Here is a 15,723-nt window from a genome sequence, read left to right as displayed (position 1 = left end):
CGGAAGGATTCCTTCCGGGCCGCCCCTGTAGCTTTCAGTGTGCGAAGCGCTCAGCGCTCCACGACCGCCAGCACGTCACGCGAGGACAGGATCTGGAACTCCTGGCCGTCGTACTTGACCTCGGTGCCGCCGTAGCGCGAGTAGATGACGACGTCGCCGACCTTGACGTCGACGGGGATACGGTTACCGTTGTCGTCCACGCGGCCGGGGCCCACGGCGATAACTTCGCCTTCCTGCGGCTTCTCCTTGGCGGTGTCCGGAATGACCAGGCCGGAGGCGGTGGTCTGCTCGGCCTCAACCTGGCGGATGACGATGCGGTCCTCGAGGGGCTTGATGGAGATCGACATTGTCGCTCCCTTTCTTCTTTGTCACGAAGGTGCTCGTCCTTTCCCTGCCGTCGCGGGGGTCAGGTGCAGGACCGGTCGCGGGTGTTCCCGCGTTTCCTCCACGAGTGTAGGCGCGGCCCTGGCACTCGGGCAAGCTGAGTGCCAGGCGCGTTCACCCTGGGCGAGACACCGCCCGCGCTTCGCACCGCAGGCCCCGCACGGCCTCGTCCCTGAAGAGATGGGACAATGAGCGGGTGAGCGCCCTGACCCCCATTCTGTCCTCCCCCGGCTGGGAGCTGCTGGAGTCCCTGCAAGCGAAGCAAGCCACCACTCCCATCCCACTGCCCGAGCTCGGATCCGCCCTGCGTGCCTCCGGCCTCGACGCGGAGCTCGTGGTCGCAGTCCTCACCCAGCTGGCGCTGCGCCAGGCCGCGCGCTCAAAATTTGGCCCGTTTGCCTCCCACATGGTGTTCACGCGCGACGGCCTCGAGCAGGCGACGCGCCTCGTCGTGGCAGCCCGCCACGCTCAGCGCTTCAGGGATTGTGGCGCGACACGCGTCGCCGACCTCGGCTGCGGCATCGGGTCGGACGCCATGGCGATCGCCGGCCTGGGCATGAACGTGCTGGCGGTCGACATCGATCCCGATACCGCCGGCGCCGTGGCCGCGAACCTGCGAGCCTTCGAGGGGGCGGAGGTGCGCCTGGGGGACGTCACGGACCTCGACATGGACGAGCTGGCCGCCGAGGGCGTCGACGCGATCTTCGCCGACCCGGCCCGTCGCACGGGAGCCTCGCGCGGGTCGGCGCGCATCACGGACCCGGAGCAGTGGTCCCCTCCCCTCTCGCTCGCCCTCGGCTGGGCCTCCACGATCGACCGTGTCGGCATCAAGGTGGCGCCGGGCATCGCGTACGAGCACATCCCCTCCTCCTGGCACGCGCAGTGGGTAAGCGTGGGCGGCGACCTTGTCGAGGCCTCCCTCTGGTCCCCCGCGCTGTCCCCCGAGGGTCGCGGGCGCTCGTGCCTCCTCTTGGACGAGGCCGGGGCCGCCCATTCGCTCTCCACACCCGAGGGGTACGCGCCCAACGCTCCCGCGCCTCGCGTGGAGGTCGCGCCCCTGGGTGCGATAATCGCCGAGCCCGACAGCGCGGTCATCCGATCGGGTCTCCTGGGACGCCTCGCGGACGAGGTCGGCGCGGGCATCGTGTCCGAGAAGATCGCCTACCTGACGGGGGATGACCTGCCCGATTCCCCCTTCTACGACCGCTTCGAGGTCCTCGCGGTGACCAACCTGCGGGCAAAGGCGATTTCCGCCGAGCTGCGCGCCCGAGACGCGGGCAGCGTCGAGATCAAGAAGCGCGGAGCGGACATCAGCCCCGACGACCTGCGTAAATCGTTGAAACTGGGCGGAGGCGACGAGCAGCTGACCATCATCGCGACGCGCGTGGACGGGCGCCATCGCGCGATCATCTGCCGACGGTTGGCTAAAAACCTGTAAGGAAGCTCTCCGCCGACACCGCTCGCTGCCCTGCCACAATGGAGGAAGCCAGCGAAAGGATCGACATGTCTTTGCCCTTCGGTTCCTCCCAGCGTTCCACGATCGGTGTCGAGTGGGAGCTCCAGCTCGTTGACCGCGACTCCCACGACCTGCGCCAGAGCGCGGACGCGATCATCGACCGCGCCACGACTGATGGCAAGCTCTACCCGGGCGTCCACCGCGAGATGCTGCTGAACACGATCGAGGTCGTCTCCAAGCCGCGTTCAACCGTCGCCGAGTGCATGGCCGACCTGATGGACTGCGTCGACTACCTGACTCCCCTGGCCTCGGACCTGCGCATTGACCTGGCGACCGCCGGCACGCACCCCTTCGCGCGCCCCGGCCGCCAGCGCGTCACCGATTCCGAGCGCTACGCGCAGCTGGTGGAGCGCACCGCCTACTGGGGGCATCAGATGCTCTTGTACGGCGTCCACGTGCACGTCGGCGTCGAAGACCGCGCGAAGATCCTCCCGATCCAGGCAGCCCTGACCGCCCATCTGGGCCACCTGCAGGCCATCTCCGCATCCTCCCCCTTCTGGGCGGGCGAGGACACCGGCTACGCATCCAACCGTGCGATGGTCTTCCAGCAGCTGCCCACCGCCGGCATCCCTCGCCAGTTCGCGACGTGGGAGGATCTCGAGGCCTACACGGACGACATGATCCGTACGGGCGTCATTGAGGGCTTCGACGAGGTCCGCTGGGACATCCGCCCCTCGCCTGCCTTCGGCACGATCGAGAACCGCGTGTATGACGCTGCGACCAACGCGACCGAGGTCGCCACCTTCGCGGCCTTCACCCACGTCCTCGTCGAGCACTTCTCGCGCCTGTACGACGCGGGCGAGCCCCTTCCCTCCCTGCCGGATTGGTTCGTCGCCGAGAACAAGTGGCGCTCGGCGCGCTACGGCATGGACGCGACGCTGATCGTGTCTCGTGACGGCGCCACCGAGAGCGCGCGCGACGGCATCGCGCGACTGAAGGAAGAGCTGGCTCCCGTGGCCGCCGACCTGAACTGCGCGCGCGAGTTCGCAGGCCTGGAGACGATCCTGACGATCGGTGCCTCCTACGAGCGCCAGCGGGCCGTCGCGGCAGCCGCGCGACCCGGCCAGGGCCTCGACGCGGTGGTGGACCTCATGCGCGCGGAGATGAGCGCGGGGCGCCCCCTGGCTCTCGCCGAGTTCGCGACCCTGAACGTCTGACGCTTTTAAACCGTTGCCCCGCGTCTTCACCGGCGCGGGGCACTGTCGTCACCACCACACACTCACAGATAGCATTCAGGCGACTCTCAGAACACCGCCGTATCCTTGAGGTGGCTCGAAACTGACGCTGAGAGGACACTCGCCCGTGGTACAGGAAGCAACACAGACACCCGATACCGGCGGCGCACCATCGACGCTCGTCAGGATCATGTCCCCGATCGGGACGACCCTCCAGACCATCTGGCTTCTCCTCTCCTCGCTGACACGCCTCACCATCCGCTGGCTGTCACGGTGCCCGGCTACCGCCGTCCTTACGGTCGCCCTGACGATCGTGTCGGCGACCTACTGGGTGTGGCGCGATCAATTCACGGCCCTCGAGGCCGACCCGTCCAGCCCTCACTGGTGGTCGATTCTCTCCTCCGTCGGCGCGGTTCCCGGCAATTTCATCGCCACAGCCGTGCTTGGCATCGCCACTATGATCATTGCGGGCGGCGCCGCCGAGAGACACCTCGGTACACGCGCGTGGGTAGCCGCTGCGGCCGCGGGACAGATCGTCGGTGTCGCAGCCACCTGGTTGACGCTCCCGCTGCTCACCAAGGTGTTCTCCATGTGGGGGCAAACGATCGACGAGGGCAGCCTGTGGGGTACAAGCCTCATCCTCGTCGCCCTCGTGGGCGCCGCAGCGCAGTCGCTGGCCTCTCACTGGCGTTGGCGCGCCCATTTCCTCCTCATCGGAATCCTCCTCCTGTCGGCGGCTATCCTCGGATCGGCGATCTCGTATGCGCGCGTGTGGGCCCTCCTCGCGGGCATCGTGGCCGCGCGGCTGGCGGGGGTTCGCGGGGCGCGCAGCGGGTCCGGAAACGACATCACGATCGGACGCCAGCTCGCCTCCGTCGCCGCCCTGTGCTGGGCCTGCGCTGCCGCGCTGACCGTCGTCTCCTCGGCCCCCGAGGGACCACTCGCGCAGATGCGCTGGTCGCTGGGCCCCGCGTGGTGGCTCGAGGGCCGCACCGGCGTCATCACGACTCTGCTGTGCCTGGCCCCCATCACTCTTCAATTGATCTTCGCCTACGGGCTGCGCAAGGGCAGGCGCGCCGCCTACTTCGGCACTCTTATCCTCCAGCTGGTCCTCGGTCTGTCAACGGTCGCGGCGACGGGTGTCGCTCTCGCCCAGGGCACCGACGAGAACGGGATGGCCAGGCCCGAGCTCGTCACCACGGCCTCGCTCCTCCTCGTTCCGGTGATCCTTAACGCCGCCCTGTGCGTCATCACGTGGTGGGTGCGCCGTTCCTTCACGATTCACGCGGAGCCCTCCACGACCTCGACCCTGGTGCGGCGCTGGCTGCTCCTCATGGTCGGCTGCGCGGGCGCGGTCCTCGTCCTCGGGTTCCTCACGAAAGACTCGTTCATCCCCCTCGAGGCCCTCAATTCCGGCGACGACCTGACCGTCACCGACTATGCGACTCCCCTGCAGATCCTCCACGACTACACCCTCGCGCTGCTCCCCACGGCGACGGCTTCGATCTTCGAGCCGTCCCTGGTTCCGATGACCCTCTTCGCCGAGGCGCCCGTCCTGTGGGTGCCACTCGTCGCCTGGGTCGGCACCCTCGCCATCATCCTGAGCGCTCTGCTCGCTCGGCCTCGTATCCCGCTGTCCTCGCCGCTCGAGAGCCTCACGTCGCTCCTGCGCGCCCACGGTGCAGGCACCCTCGGGTGGATGCAGACCTGGGAGGGCAACCAGGTGTGGGTGTCCCCTACCGGCGAGGCCGGGGTCGCCTATCGCGGGTCGGGCGGCGTCGCGCTGACGGTCACGGACCTGGCGTACGAGCCAGGCAAGGCCTCCGAGGCGATCGCGCTGTTCTCAGCCTTCGCATCCGACTCGGGCCTGACCCCCGCGCTCTACTCGGTCCACGAGGAACTCGCGCAGGCCGCGCGCGAGGAGGGCTGGACGATCATGCAGGTCGCCGAGGAGTCGCTGCTGGACCTGCCCGGCCTCGCTTTCAAGGGCAAGGCCTACCAGGACGTGCGCACCGCGATGAACCACGCGTCCCGCGAGGGCGTTGAGGCCGTGTGGACTACCTGGGAGGAGTGCCCGGCGGGCTGGCGCGATCAGATCACCGTCATCTCCGATTCCTGGAGCGCCGACAAGGCCCTGCCTGAGATGAGCTTTACGCTCGGCAGTGTTCGAGAGCTTGCAGTCCCTGAGACGCGCATCCTGGTCGCCATCGATGAGGAGTCGACGATCCATGCCGTGACCTCGTGGTTGCCGATCTACCGCGACGGAACAGTCGTCGGCCTGACCCTGGATGTCATGCGTCGGCGCACTACCGGGTGGCGTCCCGCGATCGAGTTCCTCATCGGCAAGGCCGCCCTGGCGGCGCAGGAAGAGGGGCTAGAGATCCTGTCACTGTCGGGCGCTCCCCTGTCGCGCTCTGCCGATGACACCTCGGCCTTTGGCCCCCTCACCGACGCGCTGGCCGCCATCATGGAGCCGCTCTACGGCTTCACCTCGCTGCACGCGTTCAAGCGCAAGTTCAAGCCCCGCACGCAGTCCCTGTACCTGGCGGTGCCGGATCCGTCATCCCTCGCAACAGTCGGACTGGCCATCTCGCACGCGTACGTGCCCCGTGTGTCCCCCGCGCAGACCCTCACGCTCGTCGCCTCGGTCGCCGGGGGCCTCGCCAAACTCGCCGCAAAGGGCGTCGGAGACCTGCGCTCGACGCGAGCTGCTTCCCGGGAGAGCAGCCCCGACACGGATGCGCTCGCTGCCACGGCCTCGTCCGATGGTGGCGGAAAGGAGCGCCGATGAGCGCCCTGGGAAGCATCCCCCTCACCTCGCTCAAGACCCTCGTGGTGGTCGCCGTCCTGGCGATCCTCTCTCTGCTGGCGGGGGCGGTCCTTCTCGCCCGATCTGCCCCCTCGCGATGCCCGGGACGCACGAGGCGGTGGCTCGGTCGCACGGTCGTCCTCCTCGTGCCCACAATCCTTATCGCGTCCGCGGGGGCGCTCGTCTTCAATCGTTCGCTGGGCCTCGTGAAAACCAGCGGGGATCTAGCAAAACTCGCCTTGTCGTCCGTCGTCGGCACGACCGCCCAGTCCGGCGGCGAGGCCAACATCAACGCGCAGTCCGCCGCCACATCCGAACTCGACGCGACCTTCACGAAGACCGAAGACGGCATGCTCCAGACCACATGGACCGGCCCCTCGAGCGGGATCACCCTGCCCGTCTTCGTCATCACCCCGAGTGGTTACTCCCCCACTGACGGTAAGACCTACGCGGTCATCGAGCTTCTGCACGGCTTCCCCGGCGGCCCCGATGGCATCCTTCAAAACCTCAGCATTCAAGAGGAACTCGACAAGGCCATCGCAGCAGGCATCATTCCCCCCACAATCGTCGTCGCCCCTGATCTCAACGTCGACGAGGAGGCCCACGACTGCGCCAACATCGAGGGACGTCCCGCCGTCTACACGTGGGTGTCCCACGACGTCCCCGAGATGATCCGACACAACTTCCCCAATACGACGTCCAATCGCGACGCCTGGATGATCGGAGGCTTCTCCGCGGGAGCCTACTGCGCGATCTGGACGGCCCTGCGCACGCCCGAGACCTACGGCGCCGCCGCCTCGCTGTCCGGTTATGACACGCAGATCGAGGGGCAGATGACCAACCAGGGCGACCAGTACTTGGCCGACAACACGCTGTCGACCATGCTGGCCAATCGCACGCCGGATGGGCTGCGCATCTACGCGATGGCCGCCGGCGACGACGCCGTTGGCGGCGCCTACACCGCCCTCAAAATGGCCTCCGCCGTCAAGGAACCCGACACGGTGACGACGGATGTACCACCGACCGGCGGACACACGGGCCCGCTGTGGCGCGAACACATTCCGACGATGCTGGCGTGGTGGGGTTCCTCCGACCGGGTCTCCCGGGCCGTCGGGGCCGCATCGACGGCGGCCACCGCTCAGTCATCCGAGGCCAGCTCGTCCATTGTGCCGGTGACCACCGTGACCCACGAGGTGCCGCCGACAGCTCCGAACGGCTACCTGACGCTGGGGCTCCTGATTGCCGGCTTACTCGTCTCGCTCGTGCTCACGTGGCTTGTCGCGCCGCACTGGCAGTTGCGCCGCCACGAAGACGAGCGCGATCAGGCCGACCATCGACACCGGGCGCGTCACCGCGCGCAGCACTCGGACCTGTTCGCCTCTGTGCCGCGCCCCGTGCTCCGGGTACTCGGATACCTGGCGCGTCTGACGTTACTCGGGGCCACCACGGTAAGCGCCGCGATGCTCATCGGCATCGCCGCCAACATGTCGGGCGGCTTCTACACCTCGTGGGGATCGGTCGCGCAGAGCTTCATGGACGGCCTGCGCTAGTCTCGACCCGCGTTCTCAGGCGCGCGGCGGCATGTAGGTCGTCGTCAGCTCCATGCCGGAGTCCGGAGAGAAGTCCCAATCCGACGGCGGCAGTCCTGCCGCGACCAGCTCGGAGCCGATCGCCGCGATCTGCGCACCGTTGTCCGTGCAGAAGCGCAGAGGGGGCATGCGTACCGTGACACCCGCGGCCTCGGCGCGCTGCGCGAGCAGGGTGCGCAGCCGCGAGTTCGCGGAAAAACCGCCGCCGACGACGATCGTGTCGCATCCGGTGTCCAGTGCCGCACGGACGGCCTTAGCCGTCAGAGAGTCGTTCACGGCCTCGGAGAACGCCGCGCAGACGTTCTCCTTGCTGACGACCTCACCTCGGGCAGTAGCGCCCTCGATATAGCGGGCAACGGCGGTCTTGAGGCCCGAGAACGAGAAGTCGTACTTGTGGCGTTCCTTGTCCTTGCCAGCAGCCAGGCCACGCGGGAAACGGATCGCCTCACGATCCCCCTGCTGGGACAGCCGATCGACGTGTGGGCCGCCCGGGTAGGGCAGGTCGAGGAGGCGTCCAACCTTGTCGAAGGCCTCGCCAGCGGCGTCGTCCAGGGTTCCACCCAGCTCGACGACGTCGGTCGCGATGTTGCGGATTTCGAGGATGTTGGAGTGGCCGCCGGAGACGACCAGGCCGATGAAGTGCTCCGGAAGCGGCCCGTCAGCGAGCTTATCGACGGCCAGGTGCCCGATCACGTGGTTGACGCCATACAGGGGCTTGCCCAGGGACGAGGCCAGGGCCTTCGCCGCACAGATACCGACGGTCAGCGATCCGACGAGGCCGGGTCCAGCCGCGACCGCAATCGCGTCCACGTCGGCGAGGGTCACGCCCGCCTCGTCCAGCGCCGCATTGAGCGTCGGCAGGAAAGACTCCAGGTGGGCGCGCGACGCAATCTCAGGGATGATGCCACCATAGCGGGCATACTCATCCATCGACGTGGCCGTGCGGTCGACCAGCAGCTGCGTTCCGCGCACGAGGCCAACGCCGGTCTCGTCGCAGGTTGACTCAATACCAAGGACCAGGGGTTCACTCACGTCCCCTAGTTTAAGCCGCGCTCAACTCTGCCGCCGCGTGCGCAGGCGGATTGGAGCGCGAATCCTCAGGAGTCGGCGTCTACCTGCGTGCGGGGGCGCAAGTTTGCAACGAACATCGCGGCTCCGGCTACCACCAGCACCAGCAGCGACCACGGGAAGAGCGAGTCGGCAATAGGCTTGATAGACGGCGATCCGAAGAGGACTCCCAGGAGCAGAATGACCGACAGGATCGCAAAGACAAGCATCGCGCCGATTCCAATCGTCGCGCTGACCCAGTAGCGTCGCGTGTGCGTGTTCGGGCCGCTCTCATCGAATTGCATGGCAGAACTCCTCTCTGAGCCGATGATGCTTTCATGATACGCCGCACATGCCACCGCGATGGGCTATTTGACGCCCTCCACCGCAGCTGCCTCGCCGTGTCGACGCACCGTGTCTCGCCGCCGAGCCAACGCGCTTGTGCATCGAACATGCGGGAGGGCCCGACGCTTTCGCGCCGGGCCCTCCCAACAGGCCACTCCAGTCGAATCAGACGCCCTTGAAGGCGGCCTTGCCGAGCTGGCGGTTGAGGTTTGCGATCACGTCGAGCGGGATCTGCTTGGGGCAGACCTCAGCACACTCGCCGATGTTCGAGCAAGAGCCGAAGCCCTCCTCGTCCATCTGGTTGAGCATGTTGACGACACGCTTGTAGTTCTCGGGCTTGCCCTGCGGGAGCAGGCCGAGGTGCGTGACCTTCGCCGAGGTGAAGAGCATCGCGGAGGCGTTCGGGCAGGCAGCCACGCACGCACCACAGCCGATGCAAGCGGCGGCCTCGAACGCACGATCCGCGTCCTGCTTCGGGACCGGGGTCGCGTGCGCGTCGGGGGCTGCACCCGTGTTCACGGAAATGTAGCCGCCGGCCTGGATGATGCGATCCAGGGCGCTGCGGTTGACCACGAGGTCCTTGATGATCGGGAAGCCCGATGCGCGCCACGGCTCGATCGTGATGACGTCACCATCGTTGAAGGAACGCATGTGCAGCTGGCAGGTCGTGGTGACCTCCGGGCCGTGAGCGATACCGTTGATGACGATGCCACACTGACCGCAGATGCCCTCGCGGCAGTCGGAGTCGAAGGCGATGGGTTCCTCGCCGCGTGCGAAGAGCTCTTCGTTCAGGACGTCGAGCATCTCCAGGAACGAGGACTCTTCCGAGATTCCCTTCACCTGGTATTCATGAATTGCGCCCTTGTCTTCGGGACCGTTTTGGCGCCAGATCCTCAGTGTCAGGTTCACTTGTAGCTCCGCTGCTTCAGCTCGATGTCGTTGTAAATCAGGTCTTCCTTGTGGAGGATCGGGGGCTCGCCTTCGCCAGCGTATTCCCAAGCCGCCACGTACAGGAACTTGTCGTCGTGACGCAGGGCCTCACCCTCGGGAGTCTGGGACTCCGCGCGGAAGTGGCCGCCACACGACTCTTCGCGGTGCAGCGCGTCGATGCACATGAGCTCGCCCAGCTCCATGAAGTCGGCGACGCGGCCGGCCTTCTCGAGGGACTGGTTGAGTTCACCGATCGACTTGCCGGGAACGCGAACGTTCTTCCAGTAGTCGGCGCGCAGCTCGCGGATCAAACCGATGGCCTTCTTGAGGCCTTCCTCGGTGCGCTCCATGCCGCAGTATTCCCACATGATCTTGCCCAGTTCCTTGTGGAACGAGTCCACGGAGCGGGTGCCGTTGATCGACATGAGGGTGTCGATACGGCCCTGAGCCGACTCGAGAGCTTCCTTCACCGAGGGCGAGTTCTCGTCCAGCTTGGGCAGGTGGAAGCAGTGCGCCAGGTAGTCGTTGATCGTGTTGGGCAGGACGAAGTAGCCGTCCGACAGGCCCTGCATGAGCGCCGAGGCACCCAGGCGGTTCGCGCCGTGGTCGGAGAAGTTCGCCTCGCCGGCCACGTACAGACCGGGCAGGTTCGACTCGAGGTCGTAGTCAACCCACAGGCCACCCATGGTGTAGTGGACGGCCGGGTAGATGCGCATCGGCACCTCGTAGGGGTTGTCGCCCGTGATGCGCTCGTACATGTCGAAGAGGTTGCCGTACTTGGCGGACACGGCGGCCAGACCCATACGGTTGATCGCGTCGGAGAAGTCGAGGTAGACGCCGCGGGCGACACCGTCGATCTTCGGGCCGACGCCGCGGCCCTCGTCACACATGTTCTTGGCCTGACGCGACGCGATGTCGCGGGGCACGAGGTTACCGAAGGAGGGGTAGATGCGCTCCAGGTAGTAGTCGCGATCCTCTTCGGGGATCTGACGCGGGTCCTTCTCACAGTCCTCAGCGCGCTTGGGAACCCAGATGCGGCCGTCGTTACGCAGCGACTCCGACATGAGGGTCAGCTTCGACTGCTGGTCGCCGTGCTGGGGGATGCACGTGGGGTGGATCTGCGTGAAGCAGGGGTTGCCGAAGTAGGCGCCCTTGCGGTACGCACGCCAGATGGCGGTCGCGTTGCAGCCCATCGCGTTGGTGGACAGGAAGAACACGTTGCCGTAGCCGCCGGTGGCGAGGACGACCGCGTCGGCGATAAAGGTCTCGAGCTTGCCGGTGGACATGTCGCGGGCGACGATGCCGCGGGCCTTGCCCTCGTCGACGATGAGCTCGACCATCTCGTGACGTGAGTGCTCGGTGACGGTACCCGCTGCGACCTGACGCTCGAGCGCCTGGTAGGCGCCGATCAGCAGCTGCTGACCCGTCTGGCCACGCGCGTAGAACGTACGGGACACCTGCACGCCACCGAAGGAGCGGTTGTCGAGGAGGCCGCCGTACTCGCGGGCGAAGGGGACACCCTGCGCGACGCACTGGTCGATGATGTTGGCGCTGACCTCGGCGAGGCGGTAGACGTTGTCCTCGCGGGCGCGGTAGTCGCCGCCCTTGACCGTGTCGTAGAAGAGACGGTAGACGGAGTCGTTGTCGTTGCGGTAGTTCTTCGCGGCGTTGATACCACCCTGCGCGGCGATGGAGTGCGCGCGGCGGGCGGAGTCCTGGTAGAAGAAGCAGTCGACGTTGTAGCCCATTTCGCCGAGCGAGGCGGCGGCAGCGCCGCCCGCGAGGCCGGAGCCGACGATGATGACGCGCAGCTTGCGGCGGTTGGCGGGGTTGACGAGCGCGGCGCTGAACTTACGCTGTTCCCAGCGCTGAGCGATCGGGACGTCGTGGGGCGCCTTCGTGTCGGCGATCTTCTCGCCTTCACGGTAGAGGCCGTGGATGAGTGTATCGGTCATGATTGCGTGCCCTTCCTCAGTGGATCAAGCCGGTGACGATGGCGACGGGCGGGGCCATGAACATCACGAAGATGATCAGACCGACCACGCCCGAGAGGAGAACCAGGGGCTTGCGGGTCGCGTTACGCACCCAACCGAGCGACTGGAACATGGACCAGAAGCCGTGGGAGACGTGGATGCAGGCGCAGCCGACGAACACGGCGTACAGGATCACGAGGACCGGCGACTGGAAAGAGGCGACCATGCGGGCGTAGGGCGTGGTGACGTCAGCGCCGAAGTTCGCGAGCTTCGCGGGCAGGCTCACGGTGGTGAAGTGAGCGATGTGGAAGATCAGGATCAGCAGGATGAGGACACCGCTCATACGCATGGTGCGAGCCGCGTAGGAGGCCGAAGCGGACTTCTTCACGACGTAGCGCGTGGAGCGAGCGCGACGCGAACGCTTCCACGTGTAGGCGGCGGCCCACAGGTGGATGATGAGCATCAGCGCCATGGCGGCGCGGAAGACCCAGATGAATCCGCCGTGCGGGAAGATCGGCACGAAAGCCTCTTCATGCAGCCAGTGCGCGTAGTCGTTGTAGACCTCCGCGCCCAGGAACATCTTGAGGTTGCCGTAGGAGTGGAACAGCAAGAAGAAAACGAAAACGAAGCCCGAGACGGCCATCAGCTGCTTAATAAAGACGCTGGTGGTCCACGCGCGGCGCTTCTTCGTTGCGACATTTTGAGTGGCCATGGCATGAGCATATCGACGCTTTTCGTCCGCTTCGTAGGACCATGGCACGACGCCCCGCGCGCCGCGTGGCGACATGCTGTCATTTTCCGCTATTTTCCGCGGCTATTGAGACCTCTCATGCCCGCAGCCGCAAGGGAAACATGTGGGACCAATGGTCCCGTCAACGGGGCTCGAATGACACGATTTTTGATACACCGACCATACCTATTTGGTGGCGGTCGTCGCACTGCCTCAGATGAGGGAAGCCCTCATCTCGACGGCCTCTTCGACGGGGTTGCGAAAGTAGCGCGGTCGGCGGCCAATTTCGACGAATCCCCGTGTCTCGTACAGGTGGATGGCACTCTCGTTCGAGGGTCGCACATCGAGGAAGATCTCGCGTGCTCCGGCCTCGCGGGACCATGCCAGGAGGGCGTCGAGAATCGTCGCTCCGATGCCTCGTCCGCGGGCGTGGGCGCGCACGCCGATCGTCATGACGTCGGCCTGATCTCCACCTACCTTGGCGCCGCCGTATCCGACGACGTCTCCGGAGTCATCCGTGGCGATCCAGTACCGCGAGGCCGGGGAAGAGAGCTCCTCGGCGATCATGTAGGGGGTCCAGGGGTCCTCGGAGAACACCTCGGCCTCGAGGGCGGCGAAGAGTTCGAGGTCGCCCGGCCCTGCGGCGCGCAGCGTAGCATTCACAGGCGCGCGGTGGGCTGACCCTGAATGTCGGGGCGACGCAGGTAGAGGGGATCGGTGTGCAGGCGGTCCTCCTCGCCGCGCGATAGGCGCGTGGCGACGATACGGCTCATAACGGCGGGATCGAGGCTCACCTGGGGGCCGATGTCCGCGTGCGCGAGCGCGTCGGCACTGTGCGCGGGAATCGGGGCTCCAGCGACGACGAGGCCGGGGGCGGCGCGCATAGCGCCCAGCAGTGTAGACACGTCCCCCACCTCGAGACGCCCTTCGAGAGTCACATCGTCGGGACCGGCGGCCAGGTAGGAACCCCAGTAGAGTTCGCGGCGGCGCGCGTCGGCAATCGCGTAGACGCGAGCGTCGGGAGCCAGGAGATCGAGGCCCTGGCGGGCGATGACGTCGAGCGCGGACACACCGTAGGCGGGCACGCCCGCGACGGCGGCAAGGACACGGGCTGAGACGAGGCCGGCGCGCAGTCCGGTGAAGGGTGCAGGGCCGGTACCCACGAGGACTCGGTCAATGCCAGCATCCGCGAGCTGCGCGGGCAGGCCGGCGGCCTCGAGGGCCTCACGCACGAGCGGGGTGATCGATTCGGCGTGGTGGCGCCCGGAATCGTTGTGGGCGCGGGCAATGACGCGGCCGTCATCGACGATGGCGACGGTGGTGGCTGCTTGGGTGTCCAGGGCTATCTCTCGCACGGTGTGATCCTACTCGTCGGCGTCGGCCTCGTCGATGCGTGTGCCGCCGTGGGCAGCGACGACGCCGTCGAGCAGACCGTCCCATCGGTGACCGTAGGCGCGCAGGATGATGCGCCTACGACCGTCATCCATGTGCTCCAGGTCGATGACATCGCCATCGTGGTCGGCCTCGCCACCCGACGCGCGGCGCACCTCGATGGAGAGGCGCTCAGCGCTCATGGCCTCGGTCTTGCCTTCGCCCCACTCGACGACGGTGACGGCCTCGTCAAGGGAGGAATCGAGGTCGAGGGTCTCCAGGTCACTGAGGTCCGTGATGCGGTAGGCGTCTGCGTGGATAAGGTCCGGGCCGCTGTGGAGCGAGGGGTGCACGCGGGCGACGATGAAGGTCGGGGAGGCGACGCGTCCGCGCACGCCCATGCCGACGCCGATTCCCTGGGTGAGGGTGGTCTTGCCCGCTCCGAGGCCGCCCGAGAGCATGAGGAGGTCACCGGCCGCCAGGATGCGACCGAGATCTTCGCCGAGCGCCCGCGTCTGGTCTGCGTCACGGGTTGCTACCTCGAACGTGGCGGTGATGGTCTCACTCATGCGTGTTCCTCTCCTGCGCGAGCGCTGCGTGCCCCCGGTAGGTGCGGGGGATGTGGGTACCCAGGTGGGTGACGATTTCGTAGTTGATCGTAGACGCGGCTTCGGCCCAGTCGTCGGCCAGGGCCTCACCGCCTGCACCCGAGCCGAACAGGATGGCGATGTCGCCGGGGGCAGCAGGGGCATCCCCACTGCGTGCGGTCGGCGTTCCGGGGCTTGCCTGTGCAGGGCCCAAGTCAACCACGAACTGGTCCATGCACACGCGTCCGATGAGGGGCGCGTTGAGGGGGCCGGAGGCGGTGTGGACGACGACGCGCGCCTTGTTGGAGGCAGCGCGCAAGATACCGTCGCCGTAGCCGAGGGGAACGAGGCCGATCCATCGGCGCGTGGGCGCGACCCAGGTTCCGCCGTACGAGACGGGGGTCCCCTCTTCGATGACCTTGACGGAGGTGAGGGGCGCGCACAGCTCGAGGGCGGGGATGAGGCCGAGCTGCTCAGACGTGGCCACCGCGGGGTCGGGACTCAGCCCGTACAGGCCGATGCCGGCGCGGACCATGTCGTAGTGGGCCTCAGGGTGCCACAGGATGCCCGAGGTTGCGGCCAGGTGCCGGATGCGCGGCGTGATGCCGGCATCGGCGAGGATCGCTAGGCCCTCCTCGAAGATGCGCACGTGGCTGGCGGTCGAGGCATTGCCCGCCTCGCTGGGGTCGTCCGCGCGGGACATGTGACTCCACGCACCCACGACATCGACGAGGCCGTCATCGGTGGCCATCCGCAGGGCCGAGGCCAGGGCCGGCAGGTCGGCAAGGGTGGAACCCGCGCGGGACATACCGGTGTCGATTTTGACGTGGACACGCGCGGGGCGGCCAACCTCTCGGGCGGCGGCACAGATATCCGCGAGAACCCAGGTCCACGACACAGACACGTCGATATCGGCCTCGATGGCGGCCGCGAAGTCTGAGGAAGAGGTGGAAATCCACGCGAGGAGAGGCGCGTCGGCTCGGGGCACCCCGGCCTCGTCGAGGCCTCGGCGCAGCGTGAAGGCCTCGGCCAGCTGGGCGACACCCAGCCAGTCGGCACCACCGTCGAGGGCCGCGAGCGCGACGGGAACGAGCCCGTGCCCGTAGGCGTTCGCCTTGACGGTGGCGAGCTGGAGCGCTCCCGGGGCAGCGGCCCGCAGGACGCTGAGGTTGTGCGTGATGGCGGCCAGGTCGACGGCCGCGCACGACGGGTATCCCCGTCCCTCGCTTTGAATGTCTGTGACAGTCACTCCCCTAGTATCTCACGG

General features: G+C 67.1%; 14 protein-coding genes. 4 read left to right on the top strand and 10 right to left on the bottom strand.

Annotation, left to right across the window (positions count from 1 at the left end):
• Positions 1-50: 50 nt before the first annotated feature.
• Positions 51-347: a co-chaperone GroES gene (gene groES / locus HMPREF1137_RS07655; RefSeq protein WP_003790486.1), complete on the bottom strand. Its 297-nt coding sequence runs from the start codon at positions 345-347 to the stop codon at positions 51-53.
• A 233-nt stretch (positions 348-580) separates the two neighbouring features.
• Between groES and HMPREF1137_RS07650 the strand changes: the two genes are divergently transcribed.
• The 4 genes from HMPREF1137_RS07650 (at position 581) to HMPREF1137_RS07635 (ending at position 7,434) form a co-directional block, all read left to right on the top strand.
• Positions 581-1,822: a THUMP-like domain-containing protein gene (locus HMPREF1137_RS07650; RefSeq protein WP_009053915.1), complete on the top strand. Its 1,242-nt coding sequence runs from the start codon at positions 581-583 to the stop codon at positions 1,820-1,822.
• A 65-nt stretch (positions 1,823-1,887) separates the two neighbouring features.
• Complete coding sequence (locus tag HMPREF1137_RS07645) at positions 1,888-3,057, top strand: glutamate--cysteine ligase (protein ID WP_009053857.1); 1,170 nt, start codon at positions 1,888-1,890, stop codon at positions 3,055-3,057.
• A gap of 145 nt (positions 3,058-3,202) precedes the next feature.
• Complete coding sequence (locus HMPREF1137_RS07640; protein WP_009053919.1) at positions 3,203-5,866, top strand: bifunctional lysylphosphatidylglycerol flippase/synthetase MprF; 2,664 nt, start codon at positions 3,203-3,205, stop codon at positions 5,864-5,866.
• Positions 5,863-7,434 carry an alpha/beta hydrolase gene (locus HMPREF1137_RS07635; protein WP_009053869.1) on the top strand — a complete coding sequence of 524 codons (1,572 nt, stop codon included), beginning with the start codon at positions 5,863-5,865 and terminating at the stop codon, positions 7,432-7,434. Before HMPREF1137_RS07640 ends, HMPREF1137_RS07635 begins: the two co-directional genes overlap by 4 nt.
• A gap of 15 nt (positions 7,435-7,449) precedes the next feature.
• Here HMPREF1137_RS07635 and tsaD read toward each other — a convergent pair whose 3' ends face one another.
• From tsaD to alr, 9 genes are all read right to left on the bottom strand, one after another.
• Positions 7,450-8,505, bottom strand: a complete 1,056-nt coding sequence (tsaD, locus tag HMPREF1137_RS07630) for a tRNA (adenosine(37)-N6)-threonylcarbamoyltransferase complex transferase subunit TsaD (protein WP_009053924.1) — start codon at positions 8,503-8,505, stop codon at positions 7,450-7,452.
• Between the two features lie 65 nt (positions 8,506-8,570).
• Positions 8,571-8,825, bottom strand: coding sequence for a hypothetical protein (locus HMPREF1137_RS07625; RefSeq protein ID WP_009053903.1), 255 nt, complete (start codon positions 8,823-8,825; stop codon positions 8,571-8,573).
• A 205-nt stretch (positions 8,826-9,030) separates the two neighbouring features.
• Positions 9,031-9,774: a succinate dehydrogenase/fumarate reductase iron-sulfur subunit gene (locus HMPREF1137_RS07620; protein ID WP_003790501.1), complete on the bottom strand. Its 744-nt coding sequence runs from the start codon at positions 9,772-9,774 to the stop codon at positions 9,031-9,033.
• On the bottom strand, positions 9,771-11,750 hold the full coding sequence (locus HMPREF1137_RS07615) for a fumarate reductase/succinate dehydrogenase flavoprotein subunit (protein ID WP_009053913.1): 1,980 nt from the start codon (positions 11,748-11,750) through the stop codon (positions 9,771-9,773). Before HMPREF1137_RS07615 ends, HMPREF1137_RS07620 begins: the two co-directional genes overlap by 4 nt.
• A 16-nt stretch (positions 11,751-11,766) precedes the next feature.
• The gene (locus tag HMPREF1137_RS07610) at positions 11,767-12,480 is read right to left on the bottom strand and encodes a succinate dehydrogenase cytochrome b subunit (protein WP_009053897.1); all 714 of its coding nucleotides are present in this window, start codon (positions 12,478-12,480) and stop codon (positions 11,767-11,769) included.
• Between the two features lie 231 nt (positions 12,481-12,711).
• Positions 12,712-13,161 carry a ribosomal protein S18-alanine N-acetyltransferase gene (rimI, locus tag HMPREF1137_RS07605; protein WP_009053893.1) on the bottom strand — a complete coding sequence of 150 codons (450 nt, stop codon included), beginning with the start codon at positions 13,159-13,161 and terminating at the stop codon, positions 12,712-12,714.
• Positions 13,158-13,853, bottom strand: a complete 696-nt coding sequence (gene tsaB / locus HMPREF1137_RS07600; RefSeq protein ID WP_009053895.1) for a tRNA (adenosine(37)-N6)-threonylcarbamoyltransferase complex dimerization subunit type 1 TsaB — start codon at positions 13,851-13,853, stop codon at positions 13,158-13,160. Before tsaB ends, rimI begins: the two co-directional genes overlap by 4 nt.
• 9 nt (positions 13,854-13,862) lie before the next feature.
• A complete protein-coding gene (tsaE, locus tag HMPREF1137_RS07595; protein ID WP_009053900.1) occupies positions 13,863-14,438 on the bottom strand; it encodes a tRNA (adenosine(37)-N6)-threonylcarbamoyltransferase complex ATPase subunit type 1 TsaE in 576 nt (191 codons plus the stop codon).
• Positions 14,431-15,705, bottom strand: a complete 1,275-nt coding sequence (gene alr / locus HMPREF1137_RS07590; protein ID WP_009053891.1) for an alanine racemase — start codon at positions 15,703-15,705, stop codon at positions 14,431-14,433. Before alr ends, tsaE begins: the two co-directional genes overlap by 8 nt.
• Positions 15,706-15,723 lie beyond the last annotated feature (18 nt).

The sequence above is a fragment of the Actinomyces sp. ICM39 genome (genome assembly GCF_000282935.1).
GTDB classification, from domain to species: Bacteria; Actinomycetota; Actinomycetes; order Actinomycetales; family Actinomycetaceae; genus Pauljensenia; species Pauljensenia odontolytica_B.
Note: the sequence above shows the minus strand (reverse complement) of the source record. Positions and strands in the feature narration are given on the sequence as shown.

Excerpts from the sequence above, each read along its gene's own strand:
- HMPREF1137_RS07615 (WP_009053913.1), bottom strand. The coding sequence starts at position 11,750 with ATGACCGATACACTCATCCACGGCCTCTACCGTGAAGGCGAGAAGATC.
- tsaE (WP_009053900.1), bottom strand. The coding sequence starts at position 14,438 with ATGAGTGAGACCATCACCGCCACGTTCGAGGTAGCAACCCGTGACGCA.
- HMPREF1137_RS07610 (WP_009053897.1), bottom strand. The coding sequence starts at position 12,480 with ATGGCCACTCAAAATGTCGCAACGAAGAAGCGCCGCGCGTGGACCACC.
- HMPREF1137_RS07635 (WP_009053869.1), top strand. The coding sequence starts at position 5,863 with ATGAGCGCCCTGGGAAGCATCCCCCTCACCTCGCTCAAGACCCTCGTG.
- groES (WP_003790486.1), bottom strand. The coding sequence starts at position 347 with ATGTCGATCTCCATCAAGCCCCTCGAGGACCGCATCGTCATCCGCCAG.
- HMPREF1137_RS07645 (WP_009053857.1), top strand. The coding sequence starts at position 1,888 with ATGTCTTTGCCCTTCGGTTCCTCCCAGCGTTCCACGATCGGTGTCGAG.
- HMPREF1137_RS07625 (WP_009053903.1), bottom strand. The coding sequence starts at position 8,825 with ATGCAATTCGATGAGAGCGGCCCGAACACGCACACGCGACGCTACTGG.